Raw genomic sequence first — 17,957 nt, forward strand, 5'->3', positions numbered from 1 at the left:
AAGTGAGACAAGTTTATGAATTAAAATGGTGCATTATAAAAAGGAAACGCTATAATGCATTCTGTTTTATCTGTTATTTCATTATAGATAAAGCTAATTTGGATATTAGTTTTGTTACCATCTGCTCCTTCTATATATTCTGGCACTTCTTTCGTATAGCCATAGTACGCTACAGTGTGGCTATCTCTATCATCTTGATACACATTAATCATTTTCCCTTTAAGATTATTAAAAATAGTTTCCACTAGCGTCAAACGCTTCTCATTTGATACTTCTTCTATTAATTCAGCTTTAAAGTAAATACTTTCCTTAGGCTTAGCTCCCCATTTTCTAAAGAGATCTTTTGCTCTGCCTCTTCTCATATCTAACTGTTCCAAATTATCCATGCTTGTAAGTCTTAAATCATAGTAGGTATTATCATTTTTATCTTTTTGATTTTTAATGGTTAACTTATAAGGTGTCTCATCTTCTTTATTAACTGCTGATACTTTGATTTGGTTAGTTGTCTCTTCTATACTAGTTTCTGATGGATTATAGTGAAAAGCCTGACAAAGTTTAGAACAGCTCACTTCATGGGCGAGAGCTTCTATCACTTCATTTTCCTTAACTACTAGCGTTTGAAGATCTAGCTTTTCTCCATAATGGATACCACTAAGTTCCACTCCTACTTCTGTAACTTTTATCTCTGGCACATTTATTTGCTTACTTAGCTGTTGTAGCCTATCAGGCATTCTATCGTAATATTCAAATCCAAATATGTAGGTTGTACATAAAATCATAATAACCGCTACAAGTAGCATATTTCTTCTATTCATAAAAAAGCACCCTTCCTCTTATGTTTTTTAGAGTATGGGATGCTTTTTTAATTTTTATTCAGTTATTATTCAATTACTTGTATAATCCAATCACAAAGTTCACTATAGGTTACTTTTCCTGATGGATTAATGGTTTCATCAATAAGTCCTAATGCATAAGCTTTACCAACCGCATCTTTATAAGTACTACTTACTCCTGTAAGGGTTACTTTAGATGGCTTTACCTGATAACCTTGCTTTAATTCGTAGAGTTTCACTACGCCAGCTATAGCTTGCTCCTTAGTAACTACTCCTGAACCTTGACTCATATAAATACCTGATGTTCTAGCTTTATTTCTTAAATCATTAGTAACGCTAGCTGTTAAATCGATAGAAGATTTATTTTGCGCAATTCCCATTACTAACTGAATGTACTGATTGCCATAAACATAATCTTGCATAAAATAAATATCTCCAAGCCCTCTAATGTCATAAGCTGCTTTTAATTCATCCATTACATATGTAGAGCTTGAACTACTTGTTGTTGTCACTCTTTCATATAGGGCATGTAAACCTGTATAAGGTGTGCTATACACAAAATAGCTATCTGTTTGTGTTTCAATAACTGGGTTTTGTTTACTCCATGTATTGGTATTGTAACTATACATATAAGTGTTGATATTGGCAAAGTTGTACTCACCTACTAATTCTAGTTTAAGTTTTACCTTCATATAATCATCTAGCTTCTGTACAACTGTGTTTTTATTGTTACCTCTAAACATTACCGCAAAGCGTTCTCCTTTAACAAAAGCTTCTGGATAGCTTCTTCCTATAGCTAAAAGATTCGTGGTTGTAGCTTTAGTCAAATCAAATTGCACCATATCTCTTGCACTATATTGATTAGAATAAATTTTAAGCGCCTTGCCTGGAATTTCATAAATGCCGACATTAGTGATAACCTTTAGTGCCATGCCTTGATTAATAAGAGCATCCACTATATTTTTAGGCATCTTTAATCGTCTTACATCAGCATCATATTTATTTTTATAATTTTCCATTGTTATTGTAAGGAAGTATTTATTAGCGTTTTGGATTTGAGAAATGATTTTAGCTGTGTCTACAATTTCTTTTGTCCAAACCCCATTAGTATAACTATCTACTATTGCTTCTGGATAAATAACAATATTGTCATTATCCCCGCCATCATATTCCCCATCTGAAGTCTTAGTCATAATTCTAACGATAGCACAGAAATCTGATTCTTTAACAATTTCTCTTTTACTTTCTGGATCTGTAAAAGTAAGTACTGTTTTAACTCTTACATAATAAGGTTTATTAGCATCTAACCCTGTGAATTTTACCATATTCTTAGCTAATACTTCATAACTACCTTTTCCAGCATCACTGGTATTCACTACAACAGCATCTAAAAACTCTGGATTATTAGCGAATTCTAATACGTATGAATAGGCTTTTAAGCTCTCATCTGTGGCTTCTACATCCTCCACATCTTTAAGCCATTCTACTGTAATGTAGTCTCCTGTTACTGGCATGAAATCTTGACCGATTTCTAATATGCTTTGATACGCAGCTGGTCCTAATCCTCTTGGTACATCTGGCTTTTCTATTGATAAGGTTGTTTGAGTAACTGGATTACTCCAAGCAGATACCTTATCACCTTTTTTCTGTTTTGCTCTAATCCATACATTATAGGTGGTATCTGGCATAAGTCCTGTTATAGTTACCTGTGCTTTTGCCCCATTAGACACATAATTATCTTCTCCTGGCACTGTAGAAATCTCTACTGGCCAGCTAATAGCAGATTCCGGGTTGTCTAAACGACTATATACAATCTCATAGTTAAAGTCTTCATTATACTGCCACCAGACAGATACACTACTGTCTGTTACACCATTTGGATTAAGCACTGGTACCATAGGTATTGCTTCTGGTTCCTCAAAATCCGAGTCTGTGGTAGCAATAACAAAGCTTGGGAAAGTTTGCATGAGCTTTGTTCCATCTTCTAAAGTACGGTAAGCTCTAATGAGAATGACATATCTTGTATTTGCTTTGAGATTTGATACTTTGTAATCCTTCCAAGATAAACCATCATTATGGTTAACATCACTTGGTGTGATAGTAGTCCATCCCTCTACTGAATCACTTTCATTTTCTACAATCCATTTTTCAATTTTAATGGCGCTTGGGGAAGTGGTGTCAGATTTTAAAGCAAGTACCACATCATCATATAAAATAGGTTTTACTTCATATTTAACATCTTCTCCTAGGCTTACTTCCCTATCTTCATAATTAGCACTATAGTTAGGCACAGCTGCCTTAACTGCCTTCAGTTCATTCTCATTGATAAGACGATGTTCAGTAAGATTTTGCCCTGCTTTAAATTTAATCTCTGGTATTCCTCCTGTATAAACCACGCTATTCCACATTTTTGCAAGGAAATATTCATCGGCATCAGCGCTATACCGAGAAGGGTCTTTTGCTTTAATTTCATACCATTTTTCTAGCCACTCAATTGTAATAGCATTTTGTTCTATTCCTCCTTCTTGTACACGAAGTGGAGGCTTTGCTAATACTGGTGGTCTTGAAATATCACCTTTTTTATCAATTGTAATCGCTACTACTGTTGGCTGAGATTCCACATAGGTTCCACTATAGTCTCTTTTAGCTACAATTTTAATATAGTAGGTTTTATTAGAAAGTAGATTTTTAACACTACCAGTTTTATTAGTGTACTGCGTTAAAAGAGTCTTAAAACCAACGACTTCCTTACTAGCTTGTGTTTTAATTAAACTATCATCTTGACCTTCTGGTATAGAAAAGTTTTCTAAAATAGGCTTTGTAGCAGTATCATCAAGCTGTTCATTGCTTTCTGTAACCCAAATATCATATAGCATTTCATGTTCAGGAACGGTTTTACCATTTTCATTTTTCTTCATTGGAGCATCCCAAACAAGTTGTACTTGCAGCGGAGTTAAGCTTTTAGTATGGAAAGTATTATCTTTCATTTTATCCACTGTAACATCATCATTTTTAACTAAATAATTATTTTTAGTGGTACTCAACTCCTCTAAAGAAATAGAAGAATTAAAAGGCTCTGGTACTTGTGGCTTTAGAGGCTGTTCACTTAATTCGTACGGTACATAAGGTTCTTCATTGGTCTTAATAGTGTTACTTTCACCTTTGATGAAGAATTCAACGTAATACAAGCTAGTCTTTTTCGGTTCGTCATGCTCAAACCTACCTGTATCTGTAGCAGTAAGGTCAGCATTATTCATTGTTCCAATAAGTGTGTAATTACGTTCACCTTCAACTTTTCTCCAGATTTTAACCATTTCTATTTCACTAGTCATCCAAGAACGTACATTCCAGCTTAACTCTATTCTATTTTTTCCTATGTTAGTAATGTTTAATTTAATACTTCTTGTAGCATGTGCAATTTTAGGTGTGGTTGTATTAACACCTACATTGCTCCAACTGTCCTTTATAAAAGTACCTGAAATGCCTGTTACAATAACATAAGCTGAGTACTTTTGACCCGGAATTGTATCATCAATAGTAAATTTAACTTTTCTAATGCCACCTTCTGTAAATACATTCATATCATTGGCTTTAAGCGTTACTGAATTAGATCCTACTCCTGCTACGTTATTTTCTACACCATCTACTTCATTTTTATTATTAGCTTCTTTTGCAATGTAAACTAATTTGTAAGTAGCTCCAGGAATATATTCCCAAACCACCTCTATATTATCTTCTGTTTCCCTAGCAATTGTATTTAAGTCTGTAACAAAGTACTTAACTGGGTCTTTAGTAGCTGAGTTAAGTGGTGCTTTTGTCCATCTCTCCCCGTCATCTGATACATGGTTATGTCCTGGTTGTACTTTTAACTCATATAATCGACCATTTTTAAATTCATTTCTATCCTCAAGATAACCTTCAAGGTTAATAGTTGCCTTATCACCTGGAGTCTTATTGGCTTCTGCTACGCTAATAGAACCTTCAGCTTTTTCACCTAAAGAATCCGTTAACAAAAGGTCATAAAACTCTGTGGCATGATTATCCCCTGTTACTGGTGGATTATGTTCATTTTTTACTTTTGTAAAACTTACCTGTGCACTTGGTAAAATATTTTCACCATTATCATTGGAAGTATGACTGACTTGCACATAGTCTAGTCCACCCACTGGTAGTCTTTCCTGCATATCTGCAAATACATTAACATAGCTAAGCATCATTATAACAGCTAATAATGCGGCTACTCTTTGTCGTCTCTTCATGTTATCTTCCTCCTATTGTGCCTGCACTTTATAAAGAATCTTGATAATTTCTTCTGCAGTCATTTCTTTGCTTGGAAGAACTCTTGAATTTGGATTATCTACAATTTTAAGTTCTACTGCTGCATAAACATATGTACGATAAACGCTTTGGAAAGCACCTATGTTTTGTACGCCTTGTTTATTTTTAATGACTATTGAACTCACTTTTCTATTATGTAATCTTTCATAAGCTTGCATCATAATATAAATAGCTTCATCTTGTCTAATATTTTTACTTAATCCTATACTCGTTACACCTTTTATCCCTGCATTTTTAAGAAATACAATATAATCAGTTCCTTTTTTAGCTCCTAGTACGCGTGCTGTAGCACCATATACTTGTTCTTTTGTCGCAGCTGTTTTAATCATGTAGGTATCTAATCTAAAGAACTCTGTTAGGCCATATTTTCCTATGAAGCTTTGATAAGGTCCTAAGCTTGGTACCGTATTTGCAAGATCAGCTTGACCTACAAAGATATAGGTTCCTAGTTTATCTGCTTCAATACCAAAACCTTTTCCTACTTGATAGCTTTCTACATTAACCCATCCATTACTGTAGTAATAAGCATCTGCTGCAAATGCATCTATTTGGCTTATAATAAACAGTGGCTTATCTAATTCAGTAATCTTCACTGTCCTTTTTATATAACGATCCATTAACTTATCAACTTGTCTTGCATGATCTTTTTCAATATCTGCCATAGAATCTGTAATAAGTTCATTTAATACGTCTTCTTCAATCACACCATTATAAACTTCTTTCTCAAGCTTATTAATAAAACTATTGCGTTCCTCTGCAATAATATCATTTAAAGCAATCATAATATCATCTTCTGTTAGATAATCACGCTGCTTCATATAAACTAGCTCCATATTAACATTAAGCTTTGGTGACAAAGCTCCCTGCCCGTTAATACTTTCTGACGTTTTTTGGGTATAGAACTTGATGCCCACATAATAATCTTCTATTTCATCAGAAGCCATTTTTTCTATGGCTGTTTTAATGGCAGTATTTTCGCTAGTTAAGGTATATGGTCTAATGTTTAATGTCTGATTACCAATAGTTACATTGAGTACTGTATTCGTATTACTTTCATCTATCATTACAGAAGCTGGTATGTAATAATATAGTGAATTAGCATTCTCTTCTGCTACTAAAGCATATTCTTTTTGTAAGCCTATTTCTGTTTTTAGGTAACTTTCTCTATACTTATAGATTTCACCTTGTTCCACTACCCAATACGGTCTTCTTCTTAACTTCTCAGCTTCTGAGTCAAACTTTTTGAGATACTCTTCAAATTTATTATCTTTTTCTGCTTCATCTTCATCATAGTCTGTTCTCGTACTTACCTTATCACAGTATAAAGAAGTTGGATAATTACCACCCTCCAAAAGTGTTTTTGTTTTATCCACTATTCTTACTTTAATATCATAACGTTTATTAGGTTTTAAACCTGTAATCTTATACACAAAGTGCGTGTAGCCTTCTGGTGTTAGCTTGTCATCTTGAACAGAAGTTAATTTCACTGCACTGTAATCTAGCTTATAGGTATCATCTAATTCACTTTTTACTGCAATATCAAATGCAAACTCATCTGGCACTTTGGCATCTGCTGGCACGGGCGCATCAAAACTAATAACAATTTCTCTCTTAGTATCATGTGAATAGGTCTTTGGCGCCTCTACTTTTAAATTAATAGGTGGTTGTACTGGTGCTGTTGTTACAGGTACCATAATCCACTTTGACTTAATAGGTTTACCATCAACCATACACACGGTTCTTACATAGTAATAATAAATGTTGTTAGGATTTAAAGAATCATCATAAAGCTGGAACTTACTTGAAAGCTGTAGTGGCTCTAAGTTAGTCCATATTTGATTCTTATATGTATACGTACTCATGTAAGCTGGTTCATTTTCTGCTCTTGCTGTATCTTTGTCTGAACGGAAACCAACATTTAATTCATTGCCTTGTACTAGCTTTTCAACACTTAGCTTCTCTTCATCCTTAGTAAGCTGCTTTTCTGTCCTTATGAATTCATAGTAGGTTAAGTCTATATCTTCATCTTCTTCAAACTTAGCTGGTGCCCAACCTAAAGTGACAGAACTATTGTTAGCTTGCTCCTCTATCCAGATTTTTTCTGGTGTTGGTGGCACTTTATCTTCTGGTGTTGGTGGCATAGGTTCTGTGGTTGTCGTAAAGGTAAATACCTTAGATAACTCTGATACTCTAGGTGATACCGGTCCTGCTTCACTTATTGGTGACAATTTCGTTCTAAGTTGCAAATAATATACCGTATTAGAATCTAAGCCTTTAATTTTGAGTTTACCTTGCCCTATTCCTATTAAAGAACTAATATGGACTTTAAAAGGTATAACGCCCCCTGCTTTTAACACCTCTATAGCTGATTGGCTATTAATAGTGGTATCAGCTAAATTTAAGATAGCGTCACTTCCTAAACTCATTGCATCCATCTTATCAGGATCATTGTTTTTAAGGGCATCTTTATTCTGATATAAGTAGAACTCATATTCCCCACTAAAGCGTTCATCTTTATTAGTTCCAGTATATAATTTAAGTTCTGCCGGTTCTAACATCTTCTTAACATATGCTTGTATGTCTACATAAGAATATGTAATTTCTTCTATAACTTGTGTTTTATCAATACTTGCATCCTCAGCTACCACTGTTGTAGGTACAGGTACTACTTCCTTTGTGATATCTAAAGCAACGGATACCAGATTAGATTCATTACTATAAGTGATTCTTTTAGTATCATCTGTTGCAACATATACTGTTCTTAAAGATACATAGTAGTTTCCTGGTATAACCATATCTTTTAAGCTATCCTTAGCTTCAGCTCCTGATTCTTTTAAAGACTTGGTTGTTGTATTATAGTCATACCCCTCAGGAATTTCTATTTGCTCCCAGTCTTTAGTGGTTTCACTAAAGTTCATTAAAGAAACATTCTCCATTTTGAAGGTTCCTTTACTCTCATTATATCTAATAATCTTATTAGCATTTTCTTCTGTAACATCCTTTTGTCCCGCTGTTCCTAAATCAGTTTCTACTATAATCTGATTTGTTACAGGATCTAGACTTACCTTAAATACCTTGGAGTATGCTGCATAACCAGAAGTCCCTGCCAAATGAGGTGACTTTAACGGATCAAGGTCATCCTTGTCTTTACGTATAAGCATCTCATAATATAAAGTACCTCCATTTAAAAGAGTCCTTAAGTTAGAAGGTGCAAACCATTCTATATCAAATCCAATAGCTTTAGCACTAGAGGTATTGCTGTTCTCATTAGTTGGAACAACGTATACGTTATCTATATTTTTAATGGAAGGAGTTGTAGGAACAGGGCTAAAGTCCCCTGGATTATACCTAACCACCTGTGATTCATATTCATTATTATCTATCTTTATTTTCACCTTGAAATAAGTAACATTAGTAGATGAAATAGAGGTTGTAATTTCTTTATTGTTGGTTTTATTAGGATCATATTCATAAGTAGTTCTTGCAGTAAACTGACCATCTTTTGTATTGGAGCTTAAGATAGTATAAGTAGCTGCTGAATTAATATTGTATGGTTTAATAGTAAATTGCACTTGATTATTTGTTGTTTTATTTAAACTATAATCTAGATAAGTATGCCCTTTATTTTCCGGCTTATAAATATCTGCATCTTTACCATAAGTAAAAAGCGAATCAACTACCATACTAGGCTCAAGTACATCCCATTTGATGACGCTTGTTTCTAGATTAGTTCCATTAGCCAAATAAATATTAATTTGACCATTAGTATCTACCGCTCCAACTGTATAACTACTATCCTTAGTATCAATCTTAATTTTTTCACCAGTCATAGGTTTAAAATCCAGACGAATACTATCATCACCATCTTGAACTGAGCTACCAATTGAATATTGTGGCTGTAATTTGACTACAACTTCATCAAGCTTAGTGCTACTAGAAGGTATCGTGTATTTTCCCCCTTCTAAAACCTTAATTTGGGCGAAGCTTAATTTTACTCCTGGCTTTGAACCTGGTGTTTCTTTAGTTAAGTCCTCAATAACTTCAATAGATTCTAAAGTATTATCCTTTAAATGAACTGGTTTAATCTCAAAGTTTTTAGGTCCATTAAAAAATGATTGTTTTGCTTGAGTAGTACCATCTACTTTTAGCTCAAATTCATTGATATTTCCCTTACTAATTCCAGTAGTATATACATATACTAATTTCCCATCTAATTTCAAACGAATATTTAAATTCTTTCCTGCTACATTTACGTTGGTAAGGTTAACATTATATTGTTGATAAGTACTTGCATAAGTTCCTAGCTTTAAACCCGCAGTAAATTCTGTTTTTCCTATTTCTTTGCTTTTATTTTCCCAGCTATTGGACCCACTATTAAGCACTCTTTCTACATAATCAATACTTTTGGTACTTCCATCTTGATTATAAACTTTCCCAGAAAGCGTTACATTATCATCTCCGGCATTTTCAAGTGTTAACTCTACTTTTTGCGTAGTATTATCCATAGCTTCAATGTAATAGGTTAATACATAATCTGCAGCACTAGAGATATCCCATTTTGCTACAGCTGTCTCAGTATAATCAGTACCTATTCTATTGCTTAGCTCCAAACCTTTGCTATCTTCTGCAAGTATCTTCTTCTGCATTTCAAATCCATATAAATTAGTATCAGCTGCCATTAATTCATTTAAATTAATCCCCTGAAGGCTTGCAATCACCATTACAAATACAAGTATTTTAGAAACAACTTTTTTCATATCATCCGTTTCCCCTCTCTCTGTCTTGTTCATCTATGTGAAATTTTAAATAAAATTATAATACTCCATATATTTTATCGACCATTCAAGGGCCATACATAAGTATTTCTTAGGATATATTTATGTATAATCATATTACAATTAGTTTACAACTAGAAATTTGTCGGTAGCTTTAATAAGCCATTTGGGGCGGAACTGAGAGAGGGTGGCTACCTGCCGTTGTTCCGCTCCGCATTTTCAGTAGGCACTAAGCTCACTTTTTTTGGATGAACGCCCACAAACTCGGTTCCCTCAAACACGTGGGCTAAGTACCATCCAAAACGTTCGCTAAGTGCCTACTGAAAATACTTCGAAGTCACCCCGTCAGGCAGCCACCCTCTCTCAGTTCTACCAACAATAATGTGTAAAGTCACTCTCCTGAAGTGTTTTCAAGAAAAAAGAAAAGCCAATTCATTTTATTGATAGCATTTAGAGACAACAAAAATAGCTCTTCAAGTAGTATCAATACTTGAAGAGCTATTTTTTGTTCCAGACTCTTGAAATGAACTTTCGCAGCTAGCTAAGTAGACCTTAAACAAGGCGCAAAATGGCTCCTCAGCACGTATGCGTTATATAGCGTAGTGCCTACGAAGACTAGTTATGAAAGTCAAACCAATGAGTGAGGAGCTCCTAAAAGTCTTGGCCGGTGCACCCTATGCTAGGAAGCTAAGACCTTAAGACTCTGGTTTAAAACTTTATTGGGTAATGCTAGGTATAAAAACATTTAAAACAACTTATAAGTGGCGCCTTCCTTGCAGCGCACAAGTGAACATTTTCCTTAAGTCCAGAGGTACCTATAACAATAGATTGAGACTTGGCTGACCCGGTCAGTTCCTCAGGTTGAAGCTGTGGTAATTATGCCGTGGGAAGTTATTTATTTGTTTTTACACTTATGTATATGTAGTCAAGGAGCCGAATCCCTAATAAAAAATGAAATAAATACTTTTATATTCAATAAAAATTAAAAAAATAACGGTATAAGTCACTCTTATAAAATATTCTCAAGAGAAATATTTTTTTGTTATGTCTTTTCTGCACTCCTCGTTTAGGGGCTTGAACGTTTATGAGGTTAATAATGCTTGTAAGAAATGAGAGGATAAGGGATGCCTGTAGGAATGACTTCGTAGTATTTTTTAGAAGCACTTGGCGAACTTTTTTGATGGGTTTTAGTGCGAGTGTTTGAATGAAATGAGTTTTCGCACGTTCATCAAAAAAGTGAGCCTTAGTGCTTCAAAAAATACGGAGTGGAATTCCGAAAGGTAGCCCTTATTCTCTCATTTCCGCCCAGCAGCATTTCTCATAAACGATCAGACAAATTCCCATTTATTTAGCTAAACAGTTACTTGCTTTTTCTTCATGACTTTTTTAAAAGCAGTGGCTATCGGCAAATTCTTAAGATTATTTTTTTCAATATATTGAATTTCACCTTGTTCTTGGAGTAACGGCCCCAATGTTTTTTCTAGTGGCTGCGACCAATTCAAAGTAACTGGTTTCATATGCCACTTACGATGTGTAAACACATGAGTTACTTGCTCTAAGTAGACAGGCTTTATTGCTTCTAGGTCTATACTTTCCCAATCTTTTTCTTCAATCATAGGAAATCCCCATAAATTTGCAAGTAGACCTTCTTCCGGCCTTTTGATCATTCCTATCTTGCTTCCTTTTTCAATGAGTAATACTTTATAATTTAATTCTACTGCCTTAACCTTCTTAAGTTTTACTGGATATTCTTCCTGTACATTCTTTTGATATGCCTCGCAAATAGGTTTCATTGGACATTCTTTGCAGTTTGGATTTTTAGGTGTACATATTAAAGCACCTAGTTCCATCAAGGCTTGATTGAAACGATTAGGGTCATTTGGCATAAGCTCCATTACTTTATCTTCAAAAAGCTTCCTATTTTTAGGATTGGCAATATCCTCACCTATACAAAATTGGCGCGCTAATATTCTCATAACATTTCCATCTACTGCTGGTAGTGGCAAATGCAAAGCAATACTACAAATCGCGCCTAAAGTATATGGTCCTATTCCTGGAATCTCCTTAATAAGCTTAGGATCTCTCGGAAATTCTCCCTGCCACTTATCTACGATAAGCTTAGCACCTTTCCAAAGATTTTCACCACGTCTATAGTACCCAAGACCTTGCCAGTAGTTATGTACTTCCTCAAGGCTAGCCTCAGCCAAAGCACTCACATTTGGAAAACGTTCTATAAAACGTAAGTAATACGGAATAACTGTCACAACTTGAGTTTGTTGAAGCATTACTTCTGATACCCAAATACAATAAGGATCAGAAGTTCTCCTCCAAGGCATATCTCTTTTATTTTTATCAAACCATTCTATTATTAAATCTGCATAAGTCATCTTAAAATCCTCTCTCACTATCAACTTGCTTATATTCTACATTATTTTTAGAAAACCCACTATATTTTATACCTCGAAATCTCACTCGACTTTATTTCCCAGGAAACAACATTCTTCTCCATCGCACATAGTAGGCTATAGCTTTATGTGTACCTAAAAGCCTTTATCATTAGAGAAATTCTAATTACATATGACAGGCATATTATTGGGTTATTATTTAAAACCCATGGCACTCTTTACAACTTCCATTTGCTCAGTAGAGGTTAATTTCTCTAAAAGCTTAAATGCTACACTAGATGCCGTTTCTGGGCAGTATGAAGTAATAACGTTATCATCAATGACAACTGGCTCATTTACCACCTGAACTCCAAACTCTCTAAGCTGCTTTTGACGATAACCATCTCCTAAATGATACGTTGTTGCCCTTCTATTCTCAAGTACCCCACTCTTTCCAACAGGAAGTGCCCCAACACATATTGTAGCTATTACTTTATTATTACTATCAAATTCACGTATTAACTCTAAAAATCTCTCATCATAAGCTTCTTCATAAAACCCAAACTCTTCAAACCCACCTGGAATAGCCAACGCCGCATACTCTGCTATATCAATCTCCTCTATTGTCTTATCCACAATAACTGGAATATTAAAAGTACTCATCACCTGGTTTTGAAAACCACAGGTAACTACCTCAATATCATAACCATAATCATTTCTTCCCCAACCCATAACATCCACAAAAGGAGCAAACTCCATCATTTCAAATCCCTTCGCCAAAAGCACTAATATCTTCATCTTCAATCTCCCCTTGTCCCTTAAAATATTATTAGAAGTCTACCACTACTTCTCTCCTACGTCTATATGGCGTTTTTGCTCATTACGAATTTAGAGTTTCTTACCAGAGTCTTTGATACCAGTACATGTACACTAGTAGAAGTACGTAAAGATGTTTGTGAGCTCAAAAACGTTTGATAGAAATGGGAGGGGTGGGGAACTCTTAAGTTTATTAATAGTTTGATTTTTGCAAAATAGTAGCTATGTAGGGAGGCTAGTGGACTTGCTGGAAGATGCCTTGGAGCAGAGCTTAGAAACTCTTAACGAAGTAATCCTTATGGGTTTTAGGGCGAGTGTTTGAGCTTGCGAGTTTTCGCCCGTTCATAAGGATTACGAATTTAGAGTTTCTTAGCGGAGTGAGACAGCAGCTGTAAGCAAGTCCACTAGCCGGACTACATAGCGGTAATTTGCTTTATGCTTTATTATTTAAATTGTAGTGTTCTTTAGCATTTTTGATTTGCGTATATTATCTACTTGTAGAGTCCCCTCAATCCTGTTACTTCAAAAGGCACCAATAAAGGTTTATGAAAACCTTTATTGGTGCCTTTTTATACTACTATTTACTTTCTTTTAAATTGATTCTAGCAATAGCCTTCTTGAGCGCAATCTCAGCACGGAGATGATCCATATTGCTATCTGATAAACGTTTTTCAGCACGTTCCTTTGCCCTTTTAGCTCTTTCCAAATCAATTTCATCCGCAAACTCAGATGCATCTGTTAAAACTACAATCTTATCTTTAGTGATTTCTGCAAAACCACCTAAAGTTGTTGCATATTTTTTAACCTCATCTTGTGTATAAGACAGCGTCTTATATCCAAGAAGCACAACAACTGGTTCATGGTCGTATAATATACCCATTTCTCCTTCTGTTGTTGAAAGAATCACTGAGTCTACCTCTTCATCTAAAATTGTTTTCATCGGTGTGATGATTTGAAGTCTCATTTTATTTTTTGCCATCATTAACCCCCTAATTATAGAGTTTTGGCTTTTGCAACTGCATCTTCAATTGTACCAACCATGTAGAATGCGTTTTCTGGAAGCTCATCATGTTTACCCTCAAGGATTTCTTTAAAGCTACGAACAGTTTCTTTAACTGGTACATATTGTCCTGGTGTTCCTGTAAAGATTTCCCCAACGAAGAATGGTTGAGAAAGGAATTTTTGAATTTTACGTGCACGACCAACTGTTAATTTATCTTCTTCACTAAGTTCATCCATACCTAAGATAGCAATGATATCTTGAAGTTCTTTGTAACGTTGAAGAATAGATTGAACCCCACGTGCTACGCTATAGTGTTCTTCTCCAACGATTTGTGGATCAAGTACACGTGATGAAGATTCAAGTGGGTCTACCGCTGGATAGATACCTTGTTCTACAATAGCACGAGAAAGTACTGTTTTCGCATCTAAGTGAGCGAAAGTAGTAGCTGGAGCTGGGTCAGTTAAGTCATCGGCAGGAACATATACAGCTTGAACAGATGTAATAGAACCTTTTTTAGTCGATGTAATACGTTCTTGAAGTGTACCCATTTCTGTTGCAAGAGTTGGTTGGTAACCTACCGCACTAGGTGTACGTCCAAGAAGCGCAGAAACCTCTGAACCTGCTTGTGTGAAACGGAAAATATTATCTACGAATAAAAGTACGTCTTGTCCTGACTGATCACGGAAATATTCAGCCATTGTAAGACCTGTTAAAGCAACACGCATACGTGCACCAGGTGGCTCATTCATTTGACCGAACACCATTGTTGTTTTAGCGATAACGCCTGAGTCAGTCATTTCGTGGTAAAGGTCATTTCCTTCACGAGTACGTTCACCTACACCGGCGAATACTGAGAAACCACCATGCTCTGTAGCAATGTTACGAATAAGTTCTTGAATAAGTACTGTTTTACCTACACCGGCACCACCGAATAAACCGATTTTACCACCTTTAAGGTAAGGACAGATAAGGTCAACAACTTTAATACCTGTTTCTAAGATTTCTGCTGATGTTGATTGTTCTTCGAAAGATGGAGCCTCTCTATGAATTGGCCATTTTTCTACTTGTGGATCTGGCTTTCCATCTACAGCATGACCTGTAACATTAAAGATACGTCCAAGTGTTTGTTCACCTACTGGAACTGAAATTGGTGCGCCAGTATCAACTGCTTCCATACCACGAACTAATCCTTCTGTGGCAGACATAGCAATACAACGTACGATATCATCTCCAAGATGTTGTGCAACTTCTACCACAAGCAGTGTGCCATCTTGTTTTTTAACTTCAATAGCGTTGTAGATTGCTGGCATGTGTTCCGCACTAAATTTAACGTCAAGTACAGGACCGATGATTTGAACAATATGTCCTACATTTTGTGCCATTATTTGTTCACTCCTTTATTACTTATTTGAGTGCGCCTACTCCCGCAACGATTTCCGTTAATTCTTGTGTAATAGCTGCTTGTCTAGCTCTATTGTACTGAATGCTTAGCTTATCTTGGATCTCCTGCGCATTTTCTGTAGCAGAATCCATAGCTGTCATTCTCGCACCATTTTCACTAGCACTTGCTTCACAAAGTGCACCATAAATAACATCCGCTACATATCTTGGAATAATATATCCAAGTACAGCTTCTGGTGATGGTTCATAACTTAAAAGATCGCTTGGTTCGTTTGCTTCACTTTTTGGTTTTTCAACATGATTTATATCTAATGGTAAAATTCTTACCATCGTTGGTTCTTGTTGGATGGTTGATTTGAAGCTTGTATAAGATAAATAAACTTCTCCAATTTCCCCTTTTAAAAATAGGTTAGTTACATAATCTGCAATCTCTTTTGCAGAGAAATAAGTAGGTGACTCTGAAATATCAGTTACACCTTTTGCTACTGTAAAACCTTTTGACCTAAATTGATCAATACCTCTTCTCCCTACAACTACTAAGTGGGTTTTTTCTTTATCTTCGATAGCACCCATAGTAAGCTTACAAATATTTGAATTGTAACCACCACAAAGTCCTTTATCTCCTGATAAAGTAATATATGCTTTCACATCTGAGCCATTTGCTTTAAGAAAAGGTGAACCTTGTCCATTAGCATTAGCAGCAATTGATTGCATAGTTGAAAGAATTTTATTGAAAAAGGGTCTTGTTTTAAGAGCTGCCTCTTTACTTTTATTAAGCTTAGAGGTAGCAACAAGATTCATAGCACTTGTAATTTTCTTAGTGCTATCGATACTTCTGATTCGCCCTTTAATATCTTGCAAAGACGCCATCCTCGTTCACCCCTTTTCTACTTTATACTAAAGCTTTTTTTAAATTCTGTTACGATGTCATTTAATTTAGCTTCTAATTCTTTTGTAAGACCCTCTTTACCAGCTACTTCTACTAACATTTCTGGATACTTAGTATCTACAAAATCAAAGAGTTCGCTTTGGAATCTTGCTACTTCTGAAAGTGGAATATCCATAAGGAACTTTCTAGTTGCAGCAAAAAGAATAATAACTTGTTTACTTACTTCAAGTGGTGAGTACTGAGGTTGTTTAAGAATCTCTGTAATACGTTCACCTTGTGCAAGTGCATTTTTAGTAGCAGTATCAAGGTCAGAACCGAACTGTGCGAATGCAGCAAGTGATCTGTACTGTGCAAGTTCTGTACGGATAGGACCTGCTACTTGTTTCATTGCCTTGATTTGAGCAGCACCACCAACACGAGATACTGAAAGACCTGGGTTAACCGCAGGACGTACACCAGCGTTGAAAAGTTCTGTTTCAAGGAAGATTTGTCCATCTGTAATAGAAATGACGTTTGTTGGAATATAAGCTGAGATATCCCCTGCTTGTGTTTCAATAATTGGAAGTGCAGTGATTGAACCGCCACCAAGTTCATCAGAAAGTCTAGCAGCTCTTTCAAGAAGACGAGAGTGTAAGTAGAATACATCCCCTGGATAAGCTTCACGACCTGGTGGTCTATGAAGAAGTAATGACATTGTACGATAAGCTACCGCATGTTTTGATAAATCATCATATACGATAAGAACGTCCTTACCTTGTTCCATCCATTCTTCACCCATTGTAACACCTGCATACGGTGCAAGATATTGAAGAGGTGCAGCTTCTGAAGCTGTAGCTACTACGATTGTTGTATAGCTCATAGCATCTGCTTTTTCTAAAGCGTTAACTAATTGTGCAACAGTTGAAGCTTTTTGCCCGATTGCAACATAGATACATAAACAATCTTTACCTTTTTGGTTAATGATTGTATCGATAGCAATAGCAGTTTTACCTGTTTGTCTATCTCCGATAATAAGCTCACGTTGTCCACGACCGATTGGTACCATGGCATCGATTGCTTTAAGACCTGTTTGAAGTGGTGTATCAACTGATTTTCTGTCGATAACACCTGATGCAACACGTTCTACTGGTCTAAATTTATCTGTGTTAATTGGACCTTTTCCATCGATAGGTTGACCAAGTGCATTAACAACACGCCCGCTAAGAGCATCACCTACTGGTACCTCTACAACACGTCCTGTTGATTTAACTGTGTCACCCTCTTTGATGTTTTGGTCAGAACCTAAGAGAACAACCCCGATGTTGTCTTCTTCTAAGTTTTGTACCATACCATAAACTTCACCTGGGAACTCAAGAAGCTCACCTGACATAGCCTTTTCAAGTCCATGTACACGTGCGATACCGTCACCAACAGTGATAACAGTTCCAACTTCTTCTGCCTGAAGGTGTGCTTTATAGTTTTTAATCTGGTCTTTAATAATACTACTGATTTCTTCTGGTCTCAGATTCATTAACTGAA

Annotated in this window: 9 protein-coding genes; all 9 read right to left on the minus strand. The window is 35.7% G+C overall.

Annotation, left to right across the window (positions count from 1 at the left end; translation table 11 throughout):
- Positions 1 to 20 precede the first annotated feature (20 nt).
- Complete coding sequence (locus tag EKH84_RS21610; RefSeq protein ID WP_127067892.1) at positions 21 to 815, minus strand: YwmB family TATA-box binding protein; 795 nt, start codon at positions 813 to 815, stop codon at positions 21 to 23.
- 65 nt (positions 816 to 880) lie between these two features.
- Complete coding sequence (locus tag EKH84_RS21615) at positions 881 to 5,092, minus strand: fibronectin type III domain-containing protein (RefSeq protein ID WP_127067893.1); 4,212 nt, start codon at positions 5,090 to 5,092, stop codon at positions 881 to 883.
- Between the two features lie 12 nt (positions 5,093 to 5,104).
- Positions 5,105 to 9,928 (minus strand): fibronectin type III domain-containing protein, encoded by a 4,824-nt coding sequence (locus EKH84_RS21620; protein ID WP_127067894.1) that lies wholly within the window; start codon positions 9,926 to 9,928, stop codon positions 5,105 to 5,107.
- A gap of 1,370 nt (positions 9,929 to 11,298) precedes the next feature.
- A complete protein-coding gene (gene mutY / locus EKH84_RS21625; protein WP_127067896.1) occupies positions 11,299 to 12,333 on the minus strand; it encodes an A/G-specific adenine glycosylase in 1,035 nt (344 codons plus the stop codon).
- A gap of 213 nt (positions 12,334 to 12,546) precedes the next feature.
- On the minus strand, positions 12,547 to 13,128 hold the full coding sequence (locus EKH84_RS21630; protein ID WP_127067898.1) for a DJ-1/PfpI family protein: 582 nt from the start codon (positions 13,126 to 13,128) through the stop codon (positions 12,547 to 12,549).
- Positions 13,129 to 13,723: 595 nt separating this feature from the next.
- Complete coding sequence (locus EKH84_RS21635) at positions 13,724 to 14,125, minus strand: F0F1 ATP synthase subunit epsilon (protein ID WP_127067900.1); 402 nt, start codon at positions 14,123 to 14,125, stop codon at positions 13,724 to 13,726.
- A 14-nt stretch (positions 14,126 to 14,139) separates the two neighbouring features.
- Entirely contained in the window at positions 14,140 to 15,531 is a 1,392-nt protein-coding gene (gene atpD, locus EKH84_RS21640) for a F0F1 ATP synthase subunit beta (protein ID WP_127067902.1), read from the minus strand.
- Between the two features lie 22 nt (positions 15,532 to 15,553).
- A complete protein-coding gene (gene atpG / locus EKH84_RS21645) occupies positions 15,554 to 16,420 on the minus strand; it encodes an ATP synthase F1 subunit gamma (RefSeq protein WP_243118625.1) in 867 nt (288 codons plus the stop codon).
- Positions 16,421 to 16,437: 17 nt separating this feature from the next.
- Positions 16,438 to 17,949, minus strand: a complete 1,512-nt coding sequence (atpA, locus tag EKH84_RS21650; RefSeq protein ID WP_127067904.1) for a F0F1 ATP synthase subunit alpha — start codon at positions 17,947 to 17,949, stop codon at positions 16,438 to 16,440.
- Positions 17,950 to 17,957: the final 8 nt, after the last annotated feature.

The sequence above is a fragment of the Cellulosilyticum sp. WCF-2 genome, from assembly GCF_003990395.1.
Classification (GTDB): Bacteria; Bacillota; Clostridia; order Lachnospirales; family Cellulosilyticaceae; genus Cellulosilyticum; species Cellulosilyticum lentocellum.